This is a genomic window from Pseudomonas sp. EA_65y_Pfl1_P113 (assembly GCF_963970525.1).
In the GTDB taxonomy this organism is placed as follows: Bacteria; Pseudomonadota; Gammaproteobacteria; order Pseudomonadales; family Pseudomonadaceae; genus Aquipseudomonas; species Aquipseudomonas tritici.
Map to the genome: position 1 here is coordinate 12,952 of NZ_CAXAQM010000034.1, position 21,753 is coordinate 34,704.

Genomic DNA, 21,753 nt, shown 5'->3' on the forward strand with positions numbered 1-21,753 from the left:
TTTTGTTGCCGGGCAACAACTTTAAGGCCCAACTATTCAAGAGGACCTCCACTTGCCAATTTCTTTATTTCGCAAAGCCTTGCTGGTGGGTGCAGGTATCACGCTGGCTGTCAGCGTGCAGGCCGCCCCGACTGTGAATATTTATAACTGGTCGGACTACATCGGCGACGACACCCTGGCCAACTTTGAAAAGGCCAGCGGCATCAAGCCCGTGTACGACGTGTTCGATTCCAATGAAACCCTGGAAGGCAAGCTGCTGGCCGGGCGTACCGGCTACGACGTGGTGGTGCCGTCCAACCACTTCCTCGGCAAGCAGATCAAGGCCGGGGCGTTCCAGAAGCTCGACAAGTCATTGCTGACGAACTACGCCAACCTTGACCCAGTGCTGCTCAAACGTCTGGAAAAAAACGACCCGGGCAATCAGTACGCCGTGCCGTACCTGTGGGGCACCAACGGCATCGGTTACAACGTCGATAAAGTGAAGGAAGTGCTGGGTGTCGACAAGATCGATTCCTGGGCCGTGCTGTTCGAGCCGGAGAACATGAAGAAGCTGGCCACGTGCGGTGTGTCGTTCATGGACTCGGCGGATGAAATGCTGCCCGCGGTGCTCAACTACATGGGCCTGGACCCCAACAGCACAAACCCGGCCGACTACAAGAAAGCCGAGGAAAAACTGCTGAAAGTGCGTCCTTACGTGACCTACTTCCATTCGTCTAAATACATCTCCGACCTGGCCAACGGCAACATCTGCGTGGCCGCAGGTTTTTCCGGTGATGTGTTCCAGGCCAAGGCCCGCGCGGCCGAGGCGGGCAAGGGCGTGAACATCGCCTACACGATTCCGAAAGAAGGCGGCAACCTGTGGTTTGACGTAATGGCGATCCCCAAGGATGCCGCCAACGTCAAGGAAGCCCACGCCTTCATCAACTATTTGCTGCAGCCTGAGGTGATCGCTCAGGTCAGTGATCACGTCGGTTACGCCAACCCTAACCCTGGGGCGGACAAGCTGATGGAGCAATCGATACGCACCGACGAAGCGGTTTACCCACCGCAGGCGGTTCTCGATCGGACATTTGTCAATTTCGAGCTACCCCCGAAAGTGCAACGTTTGATGACCCGTAGCTGGACCAGGGTCAAGACGGGCAAGTAAGGCTCAGACTATCCAAGGTTCACCCACATCGGGTGAGCTGCAAATTTTGTTGGGAGTTTCGTAAATGGCAGTTGCCTCCGGCGCCTATAAGAAAGCCCTCGAGGGCGACCAGACACCGAAAAAGGTGCTGGTCAAAATCGACCGGGTCACGAAGAAGTTCGACGAGACGATTGCCGTGGACGATGTGTCCCTGGAAATCAAGAAAGGCGAAATCTTCGCCTTGCTCGGCGGTTCGGGTTCGGGCAAGTCCACCTTGCTGCGCATGCTCGCAGGTTTCGAGCGCCCGACTGAAGGGCGCATCTACCTCGACGATGTGGACATCACCGACATGCCGCCCTACGAGCGGCCGATCAATATGATGTTCCAGTCCTACGCCTTGTTCCCACACATGACGGTGGCGCAGAACATTGCGTTCGGCCTGCAACAGGACAAGATTCCCAAGGCTGAAGTCGACGCCCGCGTGGCCGAGATGCTCAAGCTGGTGCAGATGAGCCAGTACGCCAAGCGCAAGCCGCACCAGTTGTCTGGTGGCCAGCGTCAGCGTGTGGCCCTGGCGCGGTCCCTGGCCAAGCGCCCGAAACTGCTGCTGCTCGATGAGCCGATGGGCGCCCTCGACAAAAAGCTGCGTTCGCAGATGCAGCTGGAGTTGGTGGAGATCATCGAGCGCGTGGGCGTGACCTGCGTGATGGTGACTCACGACCAGGAAGAGGCCATGACCATGGCTGAGCGCATCGCGATCATGCACCTGGGCTGGATTGCCCAGATTGGCAGCCCGATCGACATCTACGAAACGCCCACCAGCCGCCTGGTGTGCGAGTTCATCGGCAACGTCAACATCTTCGACACCCAAGTGGTGGATGACGCCGAAGGCCACGCGGTGCTCAAGTGCCCGGACCTGGACCGCGACATCTACGTGGGCTACGGCATCGCCACCGCTGTTGAAGACAAGTCGGTGACCTACGCCATCCGCCCGGAAAAACTGCTGGTCACCACCGAAATGCCGACCTGCGAGCACAACTGGTCCAGCGGCAAGGTGCACGACATTGCTTACCTGGGCGGCCACTCGGTGTTCTACGTGGAGCTGCCGAGCGGCAAGCTGGTGCAGTCCTTCGTCGCCAACGCCGAGCGCCGTGGGCAGCGTCCGACCTGGGGTGACCAGGTCTACGTCTGGTGGGAAGACGACAGCGGCGTGGTACTTCGCTCATGAATATGAAGAAGTTCAAGCGGCGCTTGGATCGCATAATCCCCAGTGGCAAGCAGGTGGTCATCGGGATTCCTTTCCTCTGGCTGTTCCTGTTTTTCGCACTGCCGTTTTTCATCGTATTGAAAATCAGCTTTGCCGAAGCCGAGGTTGCGATCCCGCCGTACACCGAGATCTACACCTACGTTGAGCAGAAGCTGGAACTGGTGCTGAACCTGGCGAACTACAGTTTGCTGGCGGGCGATGAGCTGTATATCGCCGCGTACCTGGGCTCGCTCAAGATGGCGTTTTTCAGCACGCTGTTGTGCCTGCTGATCGGCTATCCGATGGCTTATGCCATTGCTTCCGCGCGCAAAGAGATGCAGACCGTGCTGGTGCTGCTGATCATGATGCCGACCTGGACTGCGATCCTGATTCGCGTGTATGCGTGGATGGGCATTCTCAGCAACAACGGTTTGCTCAATGGCTTCCTGATGTCGATGGGGGTTATAAACGAACCGCTGCAGATCCTTAACACCAACATCGCGGTGTACATCGGCGTGGTCTATTCGTACCTGCCGTTCATGATCCTGCCGCTGTATGCCAACCTGGTGAAACATGACCAGAGCCTGCTGGAAGCCGCATCGGACTTGGGTTCGAGCACCTTCAATAGCTTCTGGAAAATCACCGTGCCGCTGTCCAAGAATGGCATCATCGCCGGCTGCATGCTCGTATTCATCCCGGTGGTGGGCGAGTTCGTGATCCCGGAACTGCTAGGCGGCCCGGAAACCCTGATGATCGGTAAAGTGTTGTGGCAAGAGTTCTTCAACAACCGTGACTGGCCGGTGGCGTCTGCCCTGGCGGTGGTGATGCTGGCGATCCTGATTGTGCCGATCATCCTGTTCAACCGCAGCCAAGCCAAAGAGTTGGAGGGCAAGATATGAAGCGCTTCAGTTTCTCGAGTTTCATGCTGGTAGTGGGGTTGTTGTTTATCTACCTGCCGATGCTGATCTTGGTGATCTACTCGTTCAACGAATCCAAGCTGGTGACGGTGTGGGGCGGTTGGTCGATCAAGTGGTACGTGGGCCTGCTCGACAACACGCAGTTGATGGGGTCGGTGGCGCGTTCCCTGGAAATCGCCTGCTACACGGCGCTGGCTGCGGTGGCGCTGGGCACGTTGGCAGCGTTTGTGCTGACGCGCATCAGCCAATTCAAGGGCCGCACGCTGTTCGGCGGCCTGGTGACCGCGCCGTTGGTGATGCCGGAAGTGATCACTGGTCTGTCGCTGTTGCTGCTGTTCGTGGCGATGGCGCAGATGATCGGTTGGCCGCAAGAGCGTGGCGTTGTCACCATCTGGATCGCACACACCACGTTCTGCGCAGCCTATGTGGCGGTGGTGGTGTCAGCGCGCTTGCGTGAGTTGGACCTGTCGATCGAAGAAGCGGCGATGGATTTGGGGGCGCGGCCGTGGAAGGTGTTCTTCCTGATCACCATCCCGATGATTGCACCGTCGCTGGCAGCGGGCGGCATGATGTCGTTCGCGCTGTCGCTGGATGACTTGGTACTGGCCAGCTTTGTGTCGGGGCCGGGTTCGACCACCTTGCCGATGGAAGTGTTCTCGGCGGTGCGCCTTGGGGTTAAGCCCGAGATTAACGCCGTGGCGAGCTTGATTCTGTTGGCGGTGTCGTTGGTGACCTTCCTGGTGTGGTTCTTCAGCCGCCGTGCCGAAGAACACCGCAAGAAGGCTATCCAGCAAGCGATTGAAGAAGCGGCGGCGGATGGCTGGAAACAGCCGGACAAGCGCCGGGCGCCTGCACCGGTCTAACTGACGGAGCGCGGTAAAAATGTGTGAGCTGGCCTGCGGCCAGCTCCCACATTGATCGCGTTTACAGGCCGCTATCTCGCAGGCAGTAATTTAAGAATGCCGCGCGTATTCGCCGTCACTTCCTCATCGCTGAAATGCGCCTGCTCATAGCCGCCTTCGATGTAGGCTTCTGCCTGGTCGCCATAGTGCTTGTCGAACAGTACCCCGCTTTGCCCGACCGGGTTGATGGTCAGTGCGTGAGCCGCATCGGCGAAATCGATCAGGCGGCGGGTGGAAGGCCCGTAGGTCACTGGCCACGGTGCCGGGCCGATAGGGGCCGACTGGTTGTTGGGCACTTCGTGGGTACCCGGCGCCGAGAACGGGCCGACATTCACGATCAGGTCCAATGGCTTCTGCGAGCCCAGCGGGTGGCCGTGGGTCAGGGTATGGGCCTTGCCCCACTGCCATTGGCTTGGGTCATCGCCGAAAGTGGCCTTGAGGTGCGCGAGGCTGTTGTCCCAGGCGAGCTTGACGGTGTCGGCGCGCTTGCCGTCCCACCACGGCGAATCCGGCGCGGCGGCCAGGCGTGGCAGTGCGGCGTCGATCACGCGGGTGCTGAGCAGGGTCTTGAACATGCCATCGCCGAGTTTCGGGTGGAAAGCGGCGTCGGCCAGGTTGAACAGGAACTGGTTGAACAGCGTGGCGCTGGTTGAGTCCAGCGGGTAATCACCTTTCCAGGTGGCCAGTTGCTCCACCAGTTTCAACTGCGCCGGGTCTTTGACCACCTCACTCAGCACCGGCAACAGCGGCGCCAGCAGGCGTGGGCCGAAAGCGGTGGTGGTGCCCAGTTGCAAGGCCTGGCTGTTGTCGACATCCCACTTCACGCTCTTATCGCTCAACTGCGCGTTCAACTGCTGCCCACGGTCGGCCAGGTTGTAATAACCGGGAATCTCCATGCCGGTGGGCGAGACAGGTTGCGCGTTGGCCGACACCACGTAGCCACGCGCCGGGTTTTCTTCCTGGGGGTTGGCGCTGAAGGGGTAGAAGCCCAGCTTGTCGGCCTGGGCGCTGCCGCCGTCAAGGATAAAGCCGGCATTGGTACCGGCTGGACGAATTGGCAATTGCGCCGCCGCCCACCAGCCGATATCACCCTTGGCATTCGCCCACACAATATTCAGCCCCGGCGCAGACACCTTCGACGCCGCCGCGCGCGCCTTGGCCAGGGTGTCGGCGCGGTTGAGCTGGTAGAAACCTTCGAGGATCGGGTTCTGGGTGTCGAGGAACGCCCACCACATGGCAATCGGCGTCTTGCCGGCACTCTCGCCGAGCACGTCATTGATGATCGGGCCGTGGGGTGATTGGCGCAGGGTCAGCGTGACGGCCGCTTGGCCTTTCACCGCGATCTGTTGCTCGGTGCTGGTCATGTCGACCCACTGGTCGTGGTACCAGACCTGATTGGCATTTTCCGGGTTGACCTTCTCGGCGATGAGGTCGAGGTCATCGTTCTGGAACATGGTCAGGCTCCAACCGAAATCCAGGTTGTGCCCCAGGAACGCCACCGGCACCAGTGCGTTGTGATAGCCATACAACTCAAAACCCGGCGCCGACAGCTGCGCCTCGTACCACACCGATGGCACCGAGAAGCGAATATGTGGGTCACCCGCCAGCAACGGTTTGCCGCTCTGGGTGCGGTTGCCGCTGATAGCCCAGGCGTTGCTGCCTTCGAACTGCGGCAAGCCATTGTCGGCCAAGGCCTGTTCGCTCAGGGCGGCGATGGCGCCGAGGGTTTGCCAATCGCTGGCGGCGAGGTTCAGGGCGCCCTGAGGTTGCCAGTCGAGGTCGAAGACTTTCAGGTAGTCGCTGCCCAGTTGGTCGCGTACGTAAGTCAGCAGAGGCTCGGTACGAAATGCGGCAGCAAAGCTGTAGGCCATATACCCGGCGACGCTGATGCTGTCCTCGGCGGTGAACGGCCGCTTGGGAATGCCCAGCACGTCGAACTCCATCGGGCGGGCGTGGCTGTCCTGATATTGGTTGATCCCGTCCAGGTAGGCTTGCAGGGCCTTCCAGTGCGCCGACTCATGATCCAACTGCGCCACATAAGTGGCGGCGCGGTCACGAATGCGCAGGCTGCGGAACAGCTTATCGGTTTCCAGCAGCTTGGGCCCAAGCACCTCGGCCAGCTCGCCACGGGCCAGGCGCCGCATGATCTCCATCTGGAACAAGCGGTCCTGGGCGTGGACGTAGCCCAGGGCGCGATACAGGTCGGTTTCGTTCTCGGCACGAATATGTGGCACGCCGCGGTCGTCGTAGCGCACGGTGACCGAGCCTTGCAGGTTGGCCAGCTCAACCGTGCCCTGGCGGGTCGGCTGCTTGCTGTACACGTACCAGCCGGCGCCGAGCGCCACCAGCACTACAAGAACCGCGAGAGTCCGCAAGACGCGCTTCATGAACATTCCTTACCAAGAGAGGGGTGGCGAGTTACGAGCCTTTTAGCCAGGAACAATAGCAGCCCACCGCCAGGGTGTGCGTGGCATTCACCTCGCGCCCCGCTCCAAGGGCCTTCAAGATCGGCTCAATAAAACTGTTGCCGGAATTGCACGTCAGGCCTTCGCTGTAGGGCCCGAAATACGCGAGCTTGCCGCTGCGATCCCAAATGCCCACCGCCGGGCTGGCTGGCACTTGGTCGGCGCCGGGCAGGGCGGTGAGGGTTTTCATTGTGCGCAGGTTGTCGGGCAGTTGGCCGTGGCTCCCAGGTTTTTGCAGCGCATAGAACTCGACCCCTTGGGGTGCGTAGTGCTCGATCAGTTCGCCCAGGTGTTGTTGGTTGCCGACATTGCACGGGCAGGCCGGGTCCCAGAAGTGCACCAGGCGAATCGGGCCTGGGCCGGCGAGCTCGGCCGGCAGCTTCAATGGGTCGCCGGAAAACACCGCCGTGTATTCGCTGAAGGCGCGCAGGTAGCGGCCCTGGAACCAGTCATATGCGGCCCACAGCACGCCGGTGCAGATAACCAGGATAAGGCTGGCGAACAGGGCGGTGCGGTAGGGCTGTCGCATTCAGATGTATCCTCAGAGGTCGCGTAGCTTGCCATGCTTGTCCTGACAGATGAATATCGCAGCTCGATATTCATCTCTGCCGTAAGTCTGGAACCCTTTATGCCTGTCACCTTTGACCCCGATCATCTGCGCGAAAGCTTGCGGCCCCTGGGGGATGCGCAACCGCTTTCAGCCGAGGCGCGGGTCTACCAGCGTTTCTACGGGCTGGATCTGGCCGCGCGCAAAGTGCCGGCGGTCAGCCGCCTGGGGCGTTTCGAGGTAGAGGGGTTTCAGGTGGTCGCGCAGGTGTGGTGGCCGCCTAAGCCTGTGGCGACGATGTTCATGTTCCACGGCTTTTACGACCATATGGGGTTGTATCGCCACGTGGTGGACTGGGCGCTGGACCAGGGGTTTGTGGTGATCGCCTGTGATTTGCCGGGCCATGGGTTATCCAGTGGCGAGCGCGCCAGTATCGATGATTTTGCGGTGTACCAGCAGGTGGTGCAGGCACTGTTCGCCGAGGCCCAGGCGCTACAACTGCCGCAGCCCTGGCACCTGTTCGGGCAAAGCACCGGCGGGGCGGTGGTGGTGGATCACCTGCTCAACCATGGCGCCGATAGCCCGGCCCAGGGCAAGACCTTCCTGCTGTCGCCGCTGGTGCGGCCGCGTGCCTGGGGGTGGTCGCAGGTCAGCTATTACCTGCTGAGGCCTTTCGTCAAAGGCATTGCGCGGCGCTTCAGCGAGAACACCCACGATCCCGAGTTCAAGCCGTTCCTCGAGGCTGACCCGCTACAGCCGCGGCAACTGCCTACCGCCTGGGTAGGTGCATTGGCGCGCTGGATTAAACGCATCGAGGCCGCACCGCGCAGTTCGCGGCGCCCGGTGATTGTGCAGGGCGAGGAAGATATGACCGTGGACTGGCAGCACAACTTGCAGGTGCTGCGCGGCAAGTTCGACAGGCCTGAGGTGTTGATGCTGGCGCGGGGCAGGCATCATCTGGCGAATGAGATTCCGGAGATTCGTGAGGCGTACTTCAAATACCTGACGGATAACCTGAAGTAACACGATGCAAATATGGGAGCTGGCAAGCCAGCTCCCATTTTACTGGGTCAGACTTGAGGTGCTTTGGCCGACTGCCAGCCCTGCGCGAATCGCAGCCAATGCCGCCTGGTAATACGCCTTACCCTCCGACGACTCCGCAAACGTAGCGAATTCTTCCAACTCCGGGTCAGACAAATCCCGATAAACGTACAGCAGCGTGTTGTTCAGATCCTTGTCGATCTGCTGCATCAACCGCTCACGCTGGCCATTCAACATGCCCAGCGCCTGGCCGCCGCCCAACAGCCCGGGGATCATCTGGCTCAGGCTGTCGGCCGCCACGCCGGCAATCGCCAGGCTGACTTCCGCACCGGCCTCACGGGCTGGCAAGGCCTGGGCCAGGTGGCCAATGATCAGGCTGCGGGTGGCGTCGGCTTGGATTTTTGGCAGGCCCTGAGCGTTTTTCGCCAGTTGGTCGCGGCGCGTCGCCAGCAACTCGGCGGCGACAATCTTGCGGCCCAAGGACGATTTAAAAAACGCCAGGGCAGGCTTCGGGTCCGCCAGGTTCTTGCGCAATTGCACCTCGGCACGCTGGTCCATGGCCTGGGCGGCAAAGCGTTTATTGCTGTTGTCCACCAGCGCCTGGTACACCGCTGGCGGCAGGCTGTTGCGGTAGCGTTGCTGGGCCGCACTGAGGGCGTCATTGAAATGCGCACGTTGTTCGGCCCAGCCGGCGACCTTGTACAACTGGTCATGGCCGTCTGCCCAGGCGGGCAAAACGCAGAACATCAGCAAGGAAAAAAACAAACGACGCATATGGACTCCTGTCGGTCGGCCACTATTGTCCGTGTCGGGCGTAGGATTTGTCGAGAAGTCCTATCGGTCACCTGACTAAAGTGTATTCAGGCGCTCGGCGGCTCTGTCGGATTCACAGGCGTATGGATACTATGCGCGCCATGCAAATACCCCTCGATCACCCGCTGTTGCAACGCATTGTCGACGACCTGGCCGAAAAAGGCTGGTCCCGACAAGACGGCTTCCTGCTCCAGGCTTTGACCCTGGAACTGGCGGCTGAGTGCCGTAAACGTGCGGCCGAAGGTGAATTGGCCCCGGCGGCGGTCGGGCGCGGACCGGCCCAGGAGATTCGCGAAGGTATTCGCGGTGACCATATCCAGTGGCTGGAAGAGGGCGATGCAGCAGTCTGCGACACCTATATGGAATTGATGGACAGCCTGCGCCTGGCAATGAACCGTGGCCTGTTTCTCGGTCTCGAAGACTTCGAAAGCCACTTCGCGATGTACCCGCCGGGCGCGTTTTACCTCAAGCACCTGGACCGGTTCCGTGACGACGATAGGCGCATGGTCTCGGCCGTGATCTACTTGAACGACGCCTGGCTGCCCGAGCATGGTGGCCAGTTGCGCATGTACCTCAAGGACGGCGTCGAATACGATGTGGTGCCCACCGGTGGTAGCCTGGTGGTGTTCCTGTCGGGCGAGGTGCCCCACGAAGTCATGCCCGCTACGCGCGAACGCCTGTCCCTCACCGGCTGGTTTCGCCGGCGTGGCAACGAGCCGTTTTGAGCATGGAAAAGATTCTGATCAGCCGTTGTCTGCTTGGGCACAAGGTGCGCTACGACGGCGCGGCCAGCGGGCCGTTCGACCAACTGGCCGCGTGGCAAGCCGAAGGGCGAGTGGTTGCGATCTGCCCGGAAGTGTCCGGTGGATTGCCAACGCCGCGTCCACCCGCCGAAATCTCGGGCGGGCAGGGTGTAGAGGTGTGGGAAGGCCGCGCCCAGGTGCTGACTGCCGAGGGCGAAGACTTCAGCGCTGCCTTTCTCGATGGTGCCAGCCAGGCCTTGGCGCTGGTGCAGCGCCACAACATCCGCATCGCCGTGCTCAAGGCGAACAGCCCGTCTTGTGGAAACTTGCTGACATACGACGGCACCTTCAGCGGCGTGAAGGTGAGCGGCGAAGGCGTGACGGCGGCGCTGCTCAAACAGCATGGCGTGCAGGTGTTCAGTGAGTTGGAGTTGCCTGAGGCGCTAGTAGCGCTGGCGCAGTTATCGAAACCTGTGTAACTCCCACATTGACTGAGTCAAATCCGAAAATCACTGTGCCTTGGCTACCGGGGTCTCGCTTTCAAGCCACTTCTGGGCCAACGCCTTCAATCTGCCATCGGCCTTCACCCGCCCCAACGCCTTATCCAGACTCGCCTTGAACGCCGGGTTACCTTTCTGAAACGGGATGACCAGCTCAGGCTTCTCGTTGTAAGGCTCACTGAAATCGAACCGATCCTGCAGCTCGGCAGTCATAGCGATATGGTTGATTGCCACGTCGTACTTGCCGCTTTCCACACCGGGCAACAGGTCAGCATCATTGGTGGTGATAAATGACGAGCGCACGTCCATCTCTTTGGCCAGTTGCTCACCCAGTTCCACTTCGAAGCCGGTGAGTTTGTCGTCTTCCTTGAAGTTGAACGGCGGGTTGTTGGCTTCAAGGGCGATGCGCAGTTCGCCACGGTCGAACACATCATCGACCAGTTCGGCGTGAGCCAAGGGGCTCAGAAGGGGAAGCAGCAGTAACAGGCCAGGCGAAAAGCGCATGGTCACTCCTAGAAATTTCAGATGTGCGAGGCGCCGTTCAGCATCGCTTTGCTAAGGTGTTGAGTGTCTTGGACAGCAATTTGTCGCGAAGTTGTCATAAACCTACAGATTTCATAGAAAAACTGGAGAAGCGAATGAAAGCCCTTTTGTCCCGTGCCGCCCTGGCCTCCTTGATGCTGGGTGCGTCTATGTTGGCTACCGCCGCAGACGGTATTCCGCGCAGTGCGCCGCCTGAAGGCGCCAAAGTATTCATCGTGTCGCCAAAAGACGGCGCCACTGTCGATAAAACCTTCACCGTCAAATTCGGCATGGAAGGTTTGAAACTCGCGCCTGCCACCGACCAGACGCCAGGCACTGGCCACCACCACCTGCTAGTCGACCAAAAAGAACTGCCTGACGCCAGCATGCCCATCCCGGCCACCGACACCGTGATCCACTACGGCAAGGCCCAGACCGAAACCGAACTGACCCTCACCCCAGGCAAGCACACCTTGCAACTGGTGGCCGGCGATAAGCTGCACATGCAGTTCAACCCGACTGTAGCCTCGAAAGTCATCACGGTTAATGTGAAATAAAAAAAGGGAGCCTCTTGCGGGGCTCCCGTTTTTTTATTGCTGCAAGCGGCAAGTTAAAAGCTGCAAGTAAAAGCTCTTGGCTTGCCGCTTGAAACTTGTTGCTTGCAGCGGACCCTAACCACCGCTCTAGAAAAGCACGCGGCTACGAATGGTCCCGTTGATGTGCTGCAGCTTCTCTTGCGCCAGGTCCGAGTACTCGGCGTCGACGTCGATGACCACGTAGCCGACCTTCTCGTTGGTCTGCAGGAACTGACCGGAGATGTTGATGCCGTTTTCCGCAAAGACCTTGTTGATCTCCATCATCACGCCAGGGATGTTCTGGTGGATGTGCAGCAGACGGTGCTTGCCAGGGTGAGCCGGCAGCGCCACTTCCGGGAAGTTGACCGAGGAAACGGACGTACCGTTGTCGCTGTACTTGACCAGCTTTTCAGACACTTCCAGGCCGATGTTGGCTTGGGCTTCAGCGGTGGAACCACCGATGTGCGGGGTCAGGATCACGTTGTCCAGGCCACGCAGCGGGCTTTCGAAGATGTCGTCGTTGGAGCGCGGCTCCACCGGGAACACGTCGATGGCGGCGCCGATCAGGTGCTTGTCCTTGATCGCGTCGGCCAGGGCGTCCAGCTCGACCACGGTGCCACGCGCCGCGTTGATCAGGATGCCGCCTTTCTTGATGGCACGGATTTCCTTCTCGCCGATCATCCACTGGGTTTCAGTGGTTTCCGGAACGTGCAGGGTCACGATGTCGGACATGCCCAGCAGTTCGGTCAGGCTCGACACTTGCGTGGCGTTGCCCAATGGCAGCTTGGTCAGGGTGTCGTAAAAGAACACCTGCATGCCCAAGCCTTCCGCCAGTACCGACAGCTGAGTGCCGATCGAGCCGTAACCGACGATACCCAGCTTCTTGCCGCGGATTTCGAAGGAGTTGGCTGCGCTCTTGATCCAGCCGCCACGGTGGCAGGAAGCGTTCTTCTCAGGAATGCCGCGCAGCAGCAGGATGGCCTCGGCCAGCACCAGCTCCGCGACGGAACGGGTGTTGGAGTACGGCGCGTTGAACACCGCGATGCCGCGCTCGCGCGCTGCGTTGAGGTCGACCTGGTTGGTGCCGATGCAGAAACAACCGACAGCCACGAGCTTTTTGGCGTGTTCGAAGATCTCTTCGGTCAGCTGAGTGCGGGAGCGAATGCCGATAAAGTGCGCGTCGGCGATCTTTTCCTTTAACTGGGCTTGCGGCAGAGAGCTGGTGATGTACTCAATGCTGGTGTACCCGGCAGCTTTCAGAACGTCGACAGCCGATGGGTGGACGCCTTCCAGAAGAAGGAACTTGATCTTGCTCTTATCGAGAGAAGTCTTGCTCATCTGCGTAAACCTGTATCCCGGAGAAAAATGGCAGGGAATCGGATCGAGTAAGCTGACCCGGACGGCAGGAAAGCCGTCACCGCAGAAACGCCCTTGGGCTCTGTCCTGCGGGGGCGGTATGCTAGCATACGCGCCCCGCTAAACACCTATTCCTGCGACGTGAAGCGTTCTCAGGATGACCATGAATTGTTCGAGAGTTCTGTCGATGACCCATCCTGCCCTGATTGATGAGCTGAAGACCCTGGTTGAGCCCGGCAAAGTGCTGACCGATGCAGACTCCCTGGAGGCTTACGGCAAGGATTGGACCAAGCATTTTGCACCCGCGCCGACCGCCATCGTCTTTCCCAAGACCATTGAGCAGGTCCAGGCCATCGTGCGTTGGGCCAATGCGCACAAGGTGGCGCTGGTGCCGTCCGGTGGGCGTACTGGCTTGTCGGCAGCCGCTGTGGCGGCCAACGGCGAAGTGGTTGTGTCGTTCGACTATATGAACCAGATCCTCGACGTGAACCTCACTGACCGCACTGCCGTGTGCCAGCCGGGCGTGGTTACCAAGCAATTGCAGAACGTCGCCGAAGAAAACGGCCTGTACTACCCGGTGGACTTCGCTTCGTCCGGTTCCAGCCAGATTGGCGGCAATATCGGCACCAATGCCGGCGGGATCAAGGTGATTCGCTATGGCATGACCCGCAACTGGGTGGCCGGCATGAAGGTCGTCACTGGCAAGGGCGATGTGCTGGAACTGAACAAAGACCTGATCAAGAACGCCACCGGCTACGACATGCGCCAGCTGTTTATCGGCGCTGAAGGCACCCTGGGGTTTGTGGTTGAAGCCACCATGCGCCTGGACCGTGCGCCGAAAAACCTGACGGCCATGGTGCTGGGTACCACCGATTTCGACTCGATCATGCCGGTATTGCACGCGTTCCAGAGCAAGCTGGACCTGACCGCCTTCGAATTTTTCTCCGACAAAGCCTTGGCCAAGGTCATGGGCCGTGGCGACGTGCCGGCACCGTTCGAAACCGAATGCCCGTTCTACGCGCTGCTGGAATTCGAAGCCACCACCGAAGAAGTCGCCAACCACGCGCTGGAGACCTTCGAGCACTGCGTCGAGCAGGGTTGGGTGCTGGACGGCGTGATGAGCCAGAGCGAAACCCAGTTGCACAACCTGTGGAAACTGCGCGAGTACATCTCCGAGACCATTTCCCACTGGACGCCTTACAAGAACGACATCTCGGTCACCGTCTCCAAAGTACCCGCCTTCTTGAAGGAAATCGACGCGATCGTCGGCGAACACTACCCGGATTTCGAAATTGTCTGGTTCGGCCACATCGGCGACGGCAACCTGCACCTGAACATCCTCAAGCCGGAAAACCTGAGCAAGGATGAGTTCTTCGCCAAGTGCGCCACCGTGAACAAGTGGGTGTTTGAAACCGTCGAGAAGTACAACGGCTCAATCTCCGCTGAACACGGTGTGGGCATGACCAAGCGCGATTACCTGACCTACAGCCGCTCGCCGGTTGAAATCGAATACATGAAAGCAGTGAAAGCGGTGTTCGACCCGAGCGGGATCATGAACCCCGGCAAGATATTCGCTGTTTAACCGCCCCTGAAGGAGTCGTTTCATGAGCTACCAGCACAAGTATGTCGACGGCACCAACATCCACTTTCCGGTCGGTAAAGTGGTGTGTATCGGGCGTAACTACGCCGAACATGCCAAGGAACTGGACAACCCGGTCCCTACCGAGCCGTTGCTGTTCATCAAGCCGGGCAGTTGCGTGGTGCCGTTGGAAGGTGGTTTCAGCATTCCAACCGAGCGCGGTTCGGTGCATTACGAAGCGGAAATCGCGGTATTGATCGGCAAGCCTTTGTCGAACAAGCCCAGCCGAGAAGAAGTGCTGGACGCCATCTCCGGCTTCGCCCCGGCCCTGGACCTGACCCTGCGCGATAAGCAGGCCGAGCTGAAAGCCAAGGGCTTGCCGTGGGAAATCGCCAAGTCTTTCGACGGCGCGGCAGTCATCGCACCGTTCGTGGTGGGCAGTACGTTCCCGGACGTGACCGATATCGGCATCCGCCTGACCATCAATGGCGAAGTGCGCCAGGATGGCAACAGCGCGCAAATGCTCAACCCGATCATTCCGATGATCCAGCACATGGCCGGCTGCTTCTCGCTGCAAGCGGGTGATGTGATCCTCACCGGCACCCCGGCCGGCGTGGGCCCGCTGAATGTGGGTGATGAGCTGGTGCTGGAACTGTCGGGTGTGAATCGCTTCGAAAGCAGCGTTCGCTAAAAACTGAATACAGTCCACATGTGGGAGCCGGGTAAGCCCGGCTCCCACAGCGTTTTGTGTGTGCCTGGAGTTTTCAGGTCTTTGCATTTTTTTCACACGCCATCCGGATAATCCTCAGCCACTTGCACACGGGCACCTCGATCCTGTGCTACCACCTAACGCTGACTTTCCGGAAAAAGCACCCAATGGCCGTGCCCCTGCCTACCGTCACCCCCAAGCTGCGTTCCCGCTTTGCCCTGCGCTGGTATTCTTGGCTATTGCTGACGGGCGTGATTGTGTATGGCGTTGCCTGGGCCCTGCACTGGGATGATCGCGGCGTACTGTGGATACTCGAACGCTTCGAAACCCCCGCCGAGCGCCAAGAGAGCGTGTGGCTGCCGGACTATCATGCCGTCATCGATGGCAAGCGTTTGCCGGGGATGGAGAAGGATGAAGCTTCGGACGTCTCCTACAACCCACAGACCAAAACCCTGTTTTCTGTGATGGGCAAAAACCCGTTCCTCGTCGAGTTGAGCCTGCAAGGCGATGTGCTGCGCAAGATGCCGCTCAATGGCTGGGATAACCCGGAAGGTATCACCGTGATGGAAAACGGCTTGATGGCGGTGGTCGATGAGCGCCAGCACACGGTGACTCTCGTCAAGGTCGTCGCCACCACTCAGCAATTGAACAAGGCTGACTTCCCGAGTTACGACCTGGGCCCCTCCAAGGATCAAAACAAAGCGTTTGAAGGCGTGGCTTGGGACAACCTTAACCAGCAACTGGTGTTCGGTGAGGAACGCCCGCCGGCACTGTTTACCTGGAAAAGCGACGGCAGCCAAGCCCTGGTCGGCAGCAAGCAAAAGCTCGCCAGCACCGAGCTGGATATGCGTAACCTCTCGGGCCTTGCCGTCGACCCGCGGACCGGCCATTTACTGGTGCTGTCGGCTGATTCCCACCTGCTGCTGGAGCTGGGCGAGAAGGGCGAGCAAGTCAGCTTCATGACCTTGCTCGGCGGTTTCAACGGCCTTAAAAACACCATTCCCCGTGCAGAGGGCGTGACCATGGACGACGACGGCACGCTCTACATGGTCAGTGAGCCAAACCTGTTCTATCGCTTCGAAAAGCAGAAATAGCGTACCGATTACGTCGGATATTTCTCTATCAGCGGCATTCGCCAGACACTGGGGGGCGTTTAAGTTTAAATTCAGGCAGGCCTGATATTCATTCGCCACTTTTGAGCTTGAGCCCCTCCGATGCGACGACTAGCCCGCCCCAAACCTATGTTCTTTATTCTTGCGCTGATCGCCCTGGTCAGCGCCGGGGTCGTTGCGCAGCATTTTCGCCTGTTCGAGCGCGCCTGGTTCAACTGGCAAGTGTGGCGCCAGCCGGCGAATGAGCGCTCCATCGGCCTGGCGGACTACCGGGTAGCCCTGGAGGCCCAGGTGATCGAGGGGCTCAACGACGACGTCTCGGCCCTCACCTACGACCCAGTGCGCAAAAGCCTGTTTACCGTCACCAATAAAAACGCCGAACTGATCGAGCTTTCCCTGGAGGGCAAGATCCTGCGGCGTATTCCCTTGGTGGGATTTGGCGATGCCGAGGCGGTGGAATTTATCAGCGACAACACTTATGTCATCAGCGATGAGCGCCAGCAGCGCTTGATCAAGGTACATGTGGATGACGATACCCAATTCCTCGATGCCGCCGATGCGGAGCAAATGACGCTGGGCCTGCACGTTGGCGGCAATAAAGGGTTTGAAGGCCTGGCGTACGACTCGGTGGGCAAACGCCTGTTCGTCGCCAAGGAGCGCGACCCGATGCTGATCTACGAGGTCCACGGGTTTCCTCATTTCAAAGCGGAAAAAACCTACTCGGTACACGTGATCAACAACCCCAAGCGTGACGCCGGGCTGTTTGTGCGCGACCTGTCGAGCCTGCAATACGACGAGCGCAGCGGCCATCTCTTGGCGCTGTCGGATGAGTCGTTTCTGGTGCTGGAACTGGATATCGACGGTCGCCCGTTGAGCAGTCTTTCTCTGCTGAACGGGCGCCATGGCCTGAAGAAGCGCGTGCCTCAGGCGGAAGGGATCGCGATGGACGATGACGGTAACTTGTACCTGACCAGCGAGCCGAACCTGTTCTATGTGTTCAAGAAACCAAGTCTCTGAACCACTGCCCCCACATTTAAACGCGTCAGGCCTTCAGGGTTTTCACACCTTCCGAGGTGCCCAGCAGCAACACATCCGCCGGACGCGCCGCGAACAAACCATTGGTGACCACACCAACGATCGCATTGATCTGCGTCTCAAGCGCCACCGGATTGGTGATCTGCATGTTGAACACGTCGAGGATAATATTCCCGTTGTCAGTCAACACGCCTTCGCGGTACACCGGGTCGCCGCCCAGTTTCACCAACTCGCGGGCCACGTGGCTGCGCGCCATCGGGATGACTTCCACCGGCAACGGGAACGCGCCGAGTACCGGCACCAGCTTGCTGGCGTCCGCGATGCAGATAAAGGTCTTGGCCACGGCCGCGACGATCTTCTCGCGGGTCAGGGCTGCGCCGCCGCCCTTGATCAGGTTCAGGTGTTCGTCGCTTTCATCGGCGCCGTCAACGTAGAACTCCAGGTCGCTCACGGTGTTGAGCTCATACACCGCAATCCCATGGCCCTTGAGGCGCGCGGCGGTGGCTTCGGAGCTTGCCACGGCGCCGTCGAATGCGCCCTTGTGCTGAGCCAGTGCATCGATAAAGCAGTTGGCGGTGGAGCCGGTGCCGACACCGACGATGCTCTTGTCGTCGAGTTTAGGAAGGATTAAATCGACGGCGGCCTGGGCCACTGCCTGTTTGAGTTGATCCTGGGTCATGCGGGCTCCGGAACGGGCGGGGAGTAAAGAGGGGCGCGAGTATAACCCAACAAAACCTCTGGATTCGTGTGGTCGCCCGGCCAAACGCTGGGTTAGACTCCTTGGCCCTGCCCATCCCGCCCAGTGATTTCCGCCGATGCTTGAACAGTACGTCAAAAAGATCCTCACCTCGCGCGTTTACGACATCGCCGTAGAAACTCCGTTACAGACCGCCCGCCAGCTTTCCGAGCGGCTGGGCAACAAGGTCTGGCTCAAGCGTGAAGACTTGCAGCCGGTGTTCTCGTTCAAGATTCGCGGCGCCTACAACAAGCTGACCCAACTGACCAGCGAGGAACGTGCGCGCGGTGTGGTCACGGCGTCGGCGGGTAACCATGCCCAGGGCCTGGCCCTGGCGGCCAAGGTGCTGGGGGTGAAAGCCACTATTGTCATGCCCAAGACCACTCCGGAGATCAAGGTCGAAGGCGTGCGCTCGCGTGGCGGCAAAGTGGTGCTGCATGGCGATTCCTTCCCGGAAGCTCTGGCCTACTCGCTGAAACTGGTCGACGAAAAAGGCTACGTCTACATTCACCCCTACGATGATCCGCACACCATTGCCGGGCAGGGCACCGTGGCGATGGAAATCCTGCGCCAGCATCCGGGGCCCCTGGACGCGATTTTTGTACCGGTGGGCGGCGGCGGGCTGATCGCGGGTATTGCGGCCTATGTGAAATACCTGCGCCCGGAGATCAAGATCATCGGTGTCGAGCCGGACGACTCCAATTGCCTGCAAGCCGCGATGGCGGCTGGCGAACGCGTGGTGCTGCCGACCGTGGGCCTCTTTGCCGATGGCGTGGCGGTGGCGCAGATCGGTCAGCACACCTTCGACATTTGCAAGGACTATGTCGATGAAGTGATCACCGTGAGCACCGATGAAATCTGTGCGGCGATCAAGGATATCTACGACGACACCCGCTCCATCACCGAACCCGCGGGCGCCTTGGGTGTGGCAGGCATCAAGAAATACGTCGAGACCCGGGGCGTTACCGGGCAGACTCTGGTGGCCATCGATTCCGGCGCCAACGTCAACTTCGACCGCCTGCGCCATGTGGCCGAGCGTGCCGAGCTGGGTGAAGGTCGCGAGGCGATCATCGCCGTGACCATCCCCGAAAAGCCCGGCAGCTTCAAGGCGTTCTGCGAGGCTGTGGGCAAGCGCCAGATCACCGAATTCAACTATCGCTTCCACTCCGGCAGTGAGGCACACATTTTTGTCGGCGTGCAGACCCACCCGGAAACCGACCCGCGCAGCGCGCTGATCGCCAGCCTCATCAGCCAGGGTTTTCCGGTGCTGGACCTGACCGAGAACGAGCTGGCCAAGTTGCACATCCGGCACATGGTCGGCGGCCATGCGGCCCACGTCAGCAATGAAGTGGTGTTTCGCTTCGAATTCCCGGAGCGTCCGGGCGCCTTGTTCAACTTTCTTAACAAATTGGGCGGGCGTTGGAACATCTCGATGTTCCACTATCGCAACCACGGCGCAGCAGATGGCCGTGTGGTCGCCGGCCTGCAAGTGCCGGCGGACGAGCGCCACCTGGTACCGGCAGCCCTGGAAGCCATCGGCTACCCGTACTGGGATGAAAGCGATAACCCGGCCTACACACTGTTCCTCGGATGAGCGACTACGCTGATTGGGGCGGCCTTAAGGAAGACGACACATGGAAACCCTGACCACCCTGAAAGTTATCCACATCGCGGCCACCGTATTGCTGCTGCTCAGCGGCCTGGGCTTGGCGCTGCTGGCCTGGCGCAAACGCAGCGCCGGCCCGGCGGTGACCCTGCAACGCCCTTGGGTGGTGGTCTGGTTATTGATGGGCATCTGCGTCGTCAGCATGCCGTTTACCGGTTGGTGGCTGGTGCACCTGACCGGCTGGCCGCTAGGTCAGACCTGGATTCTCGGTTCCAGCATCCTCTACACCGTGGCGGCGCTGGCGTGGTTCTGGCTGGTGGCGCGGCTTAATCGCCTGCGTAAGGGCGAGGGCGGCAGCTTGAACTTCACGTTGGTGCTGGCGGTAATCAGCCTGGTGGGGTTCGTAGCAATTGCCGGTTTGATGGGTGCCAAGCCTGTCTGAATGAGTGCCTACCTGCTGCTGAAAACCCTGCATATCCTCTCGTCGACCGTTCTGTTCGGGCTGGGCGCGGGCTCGGCTTACTACGCATTGCGTGCCTGGCGTACCGGCAACGTTGAAGTGATTGCCGTGACCTTCAAGCACCTGGTGTTCGCCGATTGGGCGTTTACCGCGACCGCGGCGCTGTTCCAACCGTTGAGCGGGATTGGCTTGATGCATCTGGCGGGCTGGTCGCTGCAGCAGAGTTGGTTGCAGTGGACGTTCGGTTTGTATGTGCTGGCGGGGATCTGCTGGTTGCCGGTGGTGTGGTTGCAGATTCGCGTACACAAGATGGCAGAGCAGGCGTTGCGGGAGGGCACGGCAATGCCGATCAAGGCCGCGACCTATATGCGCGGGTGGTTTGGCCTGGGGTGGCCGGCGTTCCTGGCCTTCATGGTGATTTTCTATCTGATGGTCGCCAAGCCGATGTAGTGAGCGGGCAAGCCCGCTCATACAGATCAGCTGCGCAGGGTAATCACCGGCCAGCCACGCTGTTCAGCCTCAGCCCGCAAATGCGGGTCCGGATCCACTGCCACCGGATGAGTCACTTGCTCCAGCAGCGGCAAATCATTCATCGAGTCGCTGTAGAAGTAACTGTTTTCCAGGCTGAACCCGGTCTCTGCCAGCCAGCGATTCAAACGTGTCACCTTACCCTCGCGAAAGCACGGCACGTCGGTGCTGCGCCCGGTGTAGCGGCCGTTTTCCATCTCGCACTCTGTGGCGATCAGGGTTTCCACGCCCAGGCGTGCGGCAATTGGCGCGGTGACGAAACGGTTGGTGGCGGTGATGATCACCAGCGTGTCACCGGCGGCGCGGTGCTTGGCCAGCAGTTCAGCGGCCAGCGGCAGCATCAGCGGCTCGATGCAGTCGCGCATGAAGTCATTGTGCCACTCGTCCAGTTGGGCCATCTCGGTACGGCCGAGAATTTCCAGGCTGAAGTTCAGGTAGGCGGCATTGTCCAGCTTGCCGGCCAGGTAATCCTGGTAGAACTCGTCGTTGCGCGCCTTGTAGGCGATGGGGTCGAGAATCCCGCGTTCACAGAGGTAATCGCCCCAGGCGTGATCGCTGTCACCGCCAAGAAGGGTGTTGTCCAAGTCGAATAAAGCCAGGCGCATTGCAGTTACTCGCTGAAAAGTCTGTAAAAAGGCGTCCAGAATACGGTCTTTTCACAAGAGTGCACATAAGGTAAGAAGCCTCGTTGCCGCTGGAACAACCTTTGTGGAACAATGCGGCGACATGCGTTTGCGAGGTTGTTGCCGTGATCGACCCCGATGGTTTCCGTCCTAATGTCGGGATTATTCTTACGAATGATGCCGGACAGGTGCTATGGGCTCGCCGAATCAACCAAGATGCCTGGCAGTTTCCTCAAGGCGGAATCAACCCCGACGAAACCCCTGAAGACGCCTTGTACCGTGAGTTGAATGAAGAAGTCGGCCTTGAGCGTGAAGATGTACAGATTCTGGCGTGTACCCGCGGCTGGTTGCGCTATCGTTTGCCGCAACGCCTGGTGCGTACCCACAGCCAACCGCTGTGCATCGGCCAGAAGCAGAAATGGTTTCTCCTGCGCCTGATCTCCGACGAGCAGCGGGTGCGGATGGATTTGACCGGTAAACCGGAGTTCGATGGCTGGCGCTGGGTCAGCTATTGGTACCCGTTGGGCCAGGTGGTGACATTCAAGCGCGAAGTTTATCGTCGCGCTCTCAAAGAGCTTGCCCCGCGCCTATTAGCGCGCGACTGACGACGGA

The 21,753-nt window shown here is 59.9% G+C and carries 23 protein-coding genes; 16 read left to right on the forward strand and 7 right to left on the reverse strand.

Annotation, left to right across the window (positions count from 1 at the left end; all coding sequences use genetic code 11):
• Positions 1 to 52: 52 nt before the first annotated feature.
• The 4 genes from AACY52_RS23215 (at position 53) to AACY52_RS23230 (ending at position 4,152) form a co-directional block, all read left to right on the forward strand.
• On the forward strand, positions 53 to 1,147 hold the full coding sequence (locus AACY52_RS23215; RefSeq protein ID WP_339415200.1) for a polyamine ABC transporter substrate-binding protein: 1,095 nt from the start codon (positions 53 to 55) through the stop codon (positions 1,145 to 1,147).
• Between the two features lie 64 nt (positions 1,148 to 1,211).
• Entirely contained in the window at positions 1,212 to 2,354 is a 1,143-nt protein-coding gene (locus tag AACY52_RS23220; RefSeq protein ID WP_339415201.1) for a polyamine ABC transporter ATP-binding protein, read from the forward strand.
• Entirely contained in the window at positions 2,351 to 3,271 is a 921-nt protein-coding gene (locus tag AACY52_RS23225) for an ABC transporter permease subunit (RefSeq protein ID WP_370467850.1), read from the forward strand. The genes AACY52_RS23220 and AACY52_RS23225 overlap by 4 nt, the downstream gene beginning before the upstream one ends.
• On the forward strand, positions 3,268 to 4,152 hold the full coding sequence (locus AACY52_RS23230) for an ABC transporter permease subunit (protein ID WP_339415202.1): 885 nt from the start codon (positions 3,268 to 3,270) through the stop codon (positions 4,150 to 4,152). The genes AACY52_RS23225 and AACY52_RS23230 overlap by 4 nt, the downstream gene beginning before the upstream one ends.
• A 71-nt stretch (positions 4,153 to 4,223) precedes the next feature.
• Here the strand turns inward: AACY52_RS23230 and AACY52_RS23235 are convergent, their stop codons facing one another.
• On the reverse strand, positions 4,224 to 6,578 hold the full coding sequence (locus AACY52_RS23235) for a penicillin acylase family protein (RefSeq protein WP_339560818.1): 2,355 nt from the start codon (positions 6,576 to 6,578) through the stop codon (positions 4,224 to 4,226).
• Between the two features lie 31 nt (positions 6,579 to 6,609).
• Entirely contained in the window at positions 6,610 to 7,185 is a 576-nt protein-coding gene (locus AACY52_RS23240; protein ID WP_339427629.1) for a DUF6436 domain-containing protein, read from the reverse strand.
• 99 nt (positions 7,186 to 7,284) lie between these two features.
• On the opposite strand from AACY52_RS23240, the gene AACY52_RS23245 reads away from it, so the two are divergent.
• Positions 7,285 to 8,226: an alpha/beta hydrolase gene (locus AACY52_RS23245; RefSeq protein ID WP_339415205.1), complete on the forward strand. Its 942-nt coding sequence runs from the start codon at positions 7,285 to 7,287 to the stop codon at positions 8,224 to 8,226.
• 39 nt (positions 8,227 to 8,265) lie between these two features.
• Here the strand turns inward: AACY52_RS23245 and AACY52_RS23250 are convergent, their stop codons facing one another.
• A complete protein-coding gene (locus AACY52_RS23250; RefSeq protein ID WP_339415206.1) occupies positions 8,266 to 9,018 on the reverse strand; it encodes a hypothetical protein in 753 nt (250 codons plus the stop codon).
• 131 nt (positions 9,019 to 9,149) lie between these two features.
• On the opposite strand from AACY52_RS23250, the gene AACY52_RS23255 reads away from it, so the two are divergent.
• Entirely contained in the window at positions 9,150 to 9,782 is a 633-nt protein-coding gene (locus tag AACY52_RS23255; RefSeq protein WP_339415454.1) for a 2OG-Fe(II) oxygenase, read from the forward strand.
• A gap of 2 nt (positions 9,783 to 9,784) precedes the next feature.
• Positions 9,785 to 10,279 carry a DUF523 domain-containing protein gene (locus tag AACY52_RS23260; protein ID WP_339427630.1) on the forward strand — a complete coding sequence of 165 codons (495 nt, stop codon included), beginning with the start codon at positions 9,785 to 9,787 and terminating at the stop codon, positions 10,277 to 10,279.
• Positions 10,280 to 10,309: 30 nt separating this feature from the next.
• On the opposite strand, the gene AACY52_RS23265 is transcribed toward AACY52_RS23260, so the two are convergent.
• Positions 10,310 to 10,804 carry a transporter substrate-binding domain-containing protein gene (locus AACY52_RS23265; RefSeq protein WP_339560819.1) on the reverse strand — a complete coding sequence of 165 codons (495 nt, stop codon included), beginning with the start codon at positions 10,802 to 10,804 and terminating at the stop codon, positions 10,310 to 10,312.
• A 134-nt stretch (positions 10,805 to 10,938) separates the two neighbouring features.
• Between AACY52_RS23265 and AACY52_RS23270 the strand changes: the two genes are divergently transcribed.
• Complete coding sequence (locus AACY52_RS23270) at positions 10,939 to 11,379, forward strand: DUF4399 domain-containing protein (protein ID WP_339560820.1); 441 nt, start codon at positions 10,939 to 10,941, stop codon at positions 11,377 to 11,379.
• A gap of 126 nt (positions 11,380 to 11,505) precedes the next feature.
• On the opposite strand, the gene serA is transcribed toward AACY52_RS23270, so the two are convergent.
• Positions 11,506 to 12,735, reverse strand: a complete 1,230-nt coding sequence (gene serA / locus AACY52_RS23275; protein WP_339415210.1) for a phosphoglycerate dehydrogenase — start codon at positions 12,733 to 12,735, stop codon at positions 11,506 to 11,508.
• Positions 12,736 to 12,940: 205 nt separating this feature from the next.
• Here serA and AACY52_RS23280 point away from each other — a divergent pair, with 205 nt between their 5' ends.
• The 4 genes from AACY52_RS23280 (at position 12,941) to AACY52_RS23295 (ending at position 17,170) form a co-directional block, all read left to right on the forward strand.
• Positions 12,941 to 14,335 (forward strand): FAD-binding oxidoreductase, encoded by a 1,395-nt coding sequence (locus AACY52_RS23280; protein ID WP_339415211.1) that lies wholly within the window; start codon positions 12,941 to 12,943, stop codon positions 14,333 to 14,335.
• A 22-nt stretch (positions 14,336 to 14,357) separates the two neighbouring features.
• A complete protein-coding gene (locus AACY52_RS23285) occupies positions 14,358 to 15,023 on the forward strand; it encodes a fumarylacetoacetate hydrolase family protein (protein ID WP_049711056.1) in 666 nt (221 codons plus the stop codon).
• 185 nt (positions 15,024 to 15,208) lie between these two features.
• Positions 15,209 to 16,135, forward strand: a complete 927-nt coding sequence (locus tag AACY52_RS23290) for an SdiA-regulated domain-containing protein (RefSeq protein ID WP_339415212.1) — start codon at positions 15,209 to 15,211, stop codon at positions 16,133 to 16,135.
• A 120-nt stretch (positions 16,136 to 16,255) separates the two neighbouring features.
• Positions 16,256 to 17,170, forward strand: coding sequence for an SdiA-regulated domain-containing protein (locus AACY52_RS23295; RefSeq protein ID WP_339415213.1), 915 nt, complete (start codon positions 16,256 to 16,258; stop codon positions 17,168 to 17,170).
• 25 nt (positions 17,171 to 17,195) lie between these two features.
• Here AACY52_RS23295 and rpiA read toward each other — a convergent pair whose 3' ends face one another.
• Positions 17,196 to 17,867 carry a ribose-5-phosphate isomerase RpiA gene (rpiA, locus tag AACY52_RS23300; protein WP_339415214.1) on the reverse strand — a complete coding sequence of 224 codons (672 nt, stop codon included), beginning with the start codon at positions 17,865 to 17,867 and terminating at the stop codon, positions 17,196 to 17,198.
• A 136-nt stretch (positions 17,868 to 18,003) separates the two neighbouring features.
• Here rpiA and ilvA point away from each other — a divergent pair, with 136 nt between their 5' ends.
• From ilvA to AACY52_RS23315, 3 genes are read left to right on the forward strand one after another with little or no spacing between them, the layout of a single operon-like run.
• Positions 18,004 to 19,518, forward strand: coding sequence for a threonine ammonia-lyase, biosynthetic (gene ilvA, locus AACY52_RS23305; protein ID WP_339415215.1), 1,515 nt, complete (start codon positions 18,004 to 18,006; stop codon positions 19,516 to 19,518).
• A gap of 40 nt (positions 19,519 to 19,558) precedes the next feature.
• The gene (locus tag AACY52_RS23310; protein WP_339415216.1) at positions 19,559 to 19,972 is read left to right on the forward strand and encodes a DUF2269 family protein; all 414 of its coding nucleotides are present in this window, start codon (positions 19,559 to 19,561) and stop codon (positions 19,970 to 19,972) included.
• Positions 19,973 to 20,440 (forward strand): DUF2269 domain-containing protein, encoded by a 468-nt coding sequence (locus AACY52_RS23315; RefSeq protein WP_339427632.1) that lies wholly within the window; start codon positions 19,973 to 19,975, stop codon positions 20,438 to 20,440.
• Positions 20,441 to 20,466: 26 nt separating this feature from the next.
• On the opposite strand, the gene AACY52_RS23320 is transcribed toward AACY52_RS23315, so the two are convergent.
• Positions 20,467 to 21,123, reverse strand: coding sequence for an HAD family hydrolase (locus tag AACY52_RS23320; RefSeq protein WP_339560821.1), 657 nt, complete (start codon positions 21,121 to 21,123; stop codon positions 20,467 to 20,469).
• 143 nt (positions 21,124 to 21,266) lie between these two features.
• On the opposite strand from AACY52_RS23320, the gene AACY52_RS23325 reads away from it, so the two are divergent.
• On the forward strand, positions 21,267 to 21,746 hold the full coding sequence (locus tag AACY52_RS23325) for an RNA pyrophosphohydrolase (RefSeq protein ID WP_049713461.1): 480 nt from the start codon (positions 21,267 to 21,269) through the stop codon (positions 21,744 to 21,746).
• The last annotated feature ends 7 nt before the right edge of the window (positions 21,747 to 21,753 follow it).

Excerpts from the sequence above, each read along its gene's own strand:
- AACY52_RS23220 (WP_339415201.1), top strand. The coding sequence starts at position 1,212 with ATGGCAGTTGCCTCCGGCGCCTATAAGAAAGCCCTCGAGGGCGACCAG.
- AACY52_RS23225 (WP_370467850.1), top strand. The coding sequence starts at position 2,351 with ATGAATATGAAGAAGTTCAAGCGGCGCTTGGATCGCATAATCCCCAGT.
- AACY52_RS23230 (WP_339415202.1), top strand. The coding sequence starts at position 3,268 with ATGAAGCGCTTCAGTTTCTCGAGTTTCATGCTGGTAGTGGGGTTGTTG.
- AACY52_RS23235 (WP_339560818.1), bottom strand. The coding sequence starts at position 6,578 with ATGAAGCGCGTCTTGCGGACTCTCGCGGTTCTTGTAGTGCTGGTGGCG.
- AACY52_RS23240 (WP_339427629.1), bottom strand. The coding sequence starts at position 7,185 with ATGCGACAGCCCTACCGCACCGCCCTGTTCGCCAGCCTTATCCTGGTT.
- AACY52_RS23245 (WP_339415205.1), top strand. The coding sequence starts at position 7,285 with ATGCCTGTCACCTTTGACCCCGATCATCTGCGCGAAAGCTTGCGGCCC.
- AACY52_RS23250 (WP_339415206.1), bottom strand. The coding sequence starts at position 9,018 with ATGCGTCGTTTGTTTTTTTCCTTGCTGATGTTCTGCGTTTTGCCCGCC.
- AACY52_RS23255 (WP_339415454.1), top strand. The coding sequence starts at position 9,150 with ATGCGCGCCATGCAAATACCCCTCGATCACCCGCTGTTGCAACGCATT.
- AACY52_RS23260 (WP_339427630.1), top strand. The coding sequence starts at position 9,785 with ATGGAAAAGATTCTGATCAGCCGTTGTCTGCTTGGGCACAAGGTGCGC.
- AACY52_RS23265 (WP_339560819.1), bottom strand. The coding sequence starts at position 10,804 with ATGCGCTTTTCGCCTGGCCTGTTACTGCTGCTTCCCCTTCTGAGCCCC.
- AACY52_RS23270 (WP_339560820.1), top strand. The coding sequence starts at position 10,939 with ATGAAAGCCCTTTTGTCCCGTGCCGCCCTGGCCTCCTTGATGCTGGGT.
- serA (WP_339415210.1), bottom strand. The coding sequence starts at position 12,735 with ATGAGCAAGACTTCTCTCGATAAGAGCAAGATCAAGTTCCTTCTTCTG.
- AACY52_RS23280 (WP_339415211.1), top strand. The coding sequence starts at position 12,941 with ATGACCCATCCTGCCCTGATTGATGAGCTGAAGACCCTGGTTGAGCCC.
- AACY52_RS23285 (WP_049711056.1), top strand. The coding sequence starts at position 14,358 with ATGAGCTACCAGCACAAGTATGTCGACGGCACCAACATCCACTTTCCG.
- AACY52_RS23290 (WP_339415212.1), top strand. The coding sequence starts at position 15,209 with ATGGCCGTGCCCCTGCCTACCGTCACCCCCAAGCTGCGTTCCCGCTTT.
- AACY52_RS23295 (WP_339415213.1), top strand. The coding sequence starts at position 16,256 with ATGCGACGACTAGCCCGCCCCAAACCTATGTTCTTTATTCTTGCGCTG.
- rpiA (WP_339415214.1), bottom strand. The coding sequence starts at position 17,867 with ATGACCCAGGATCAACTCAAACAGGCAGTGGCCCAGGCCGCCGTCGAT.
- ilvA (WP_339415215.1), top strand. The coding sequence starts at position 18,004 with ATGCTTGAACAGTACGTCAAAAAGATCCTCACCTCGCGCGTTTACGAC.
- AACY52_RS23310 (WP_339415216.1), top strand. The coding sequence starts at position 19,559 with ATGGAAACCCTGACCACCCTGAAAGTTATCCACATCGCGGCCACCGTA.
- AACY52_RS23315 (WP_339427632.1), top strand. The coding sequence starts at position 19,973 with ATGAGTGCCTACCTGCTGCTGAAAACCCTGCATATCCTCTCGTCGACC.
- AACY52_RS23320 (WP_339560821.1), bottom strand. The coding sequence starts at position 21,123 with ATGCGCCTGGCTTTATTCGACTTGGACAACACCCTTCTTGGCGGTGAC.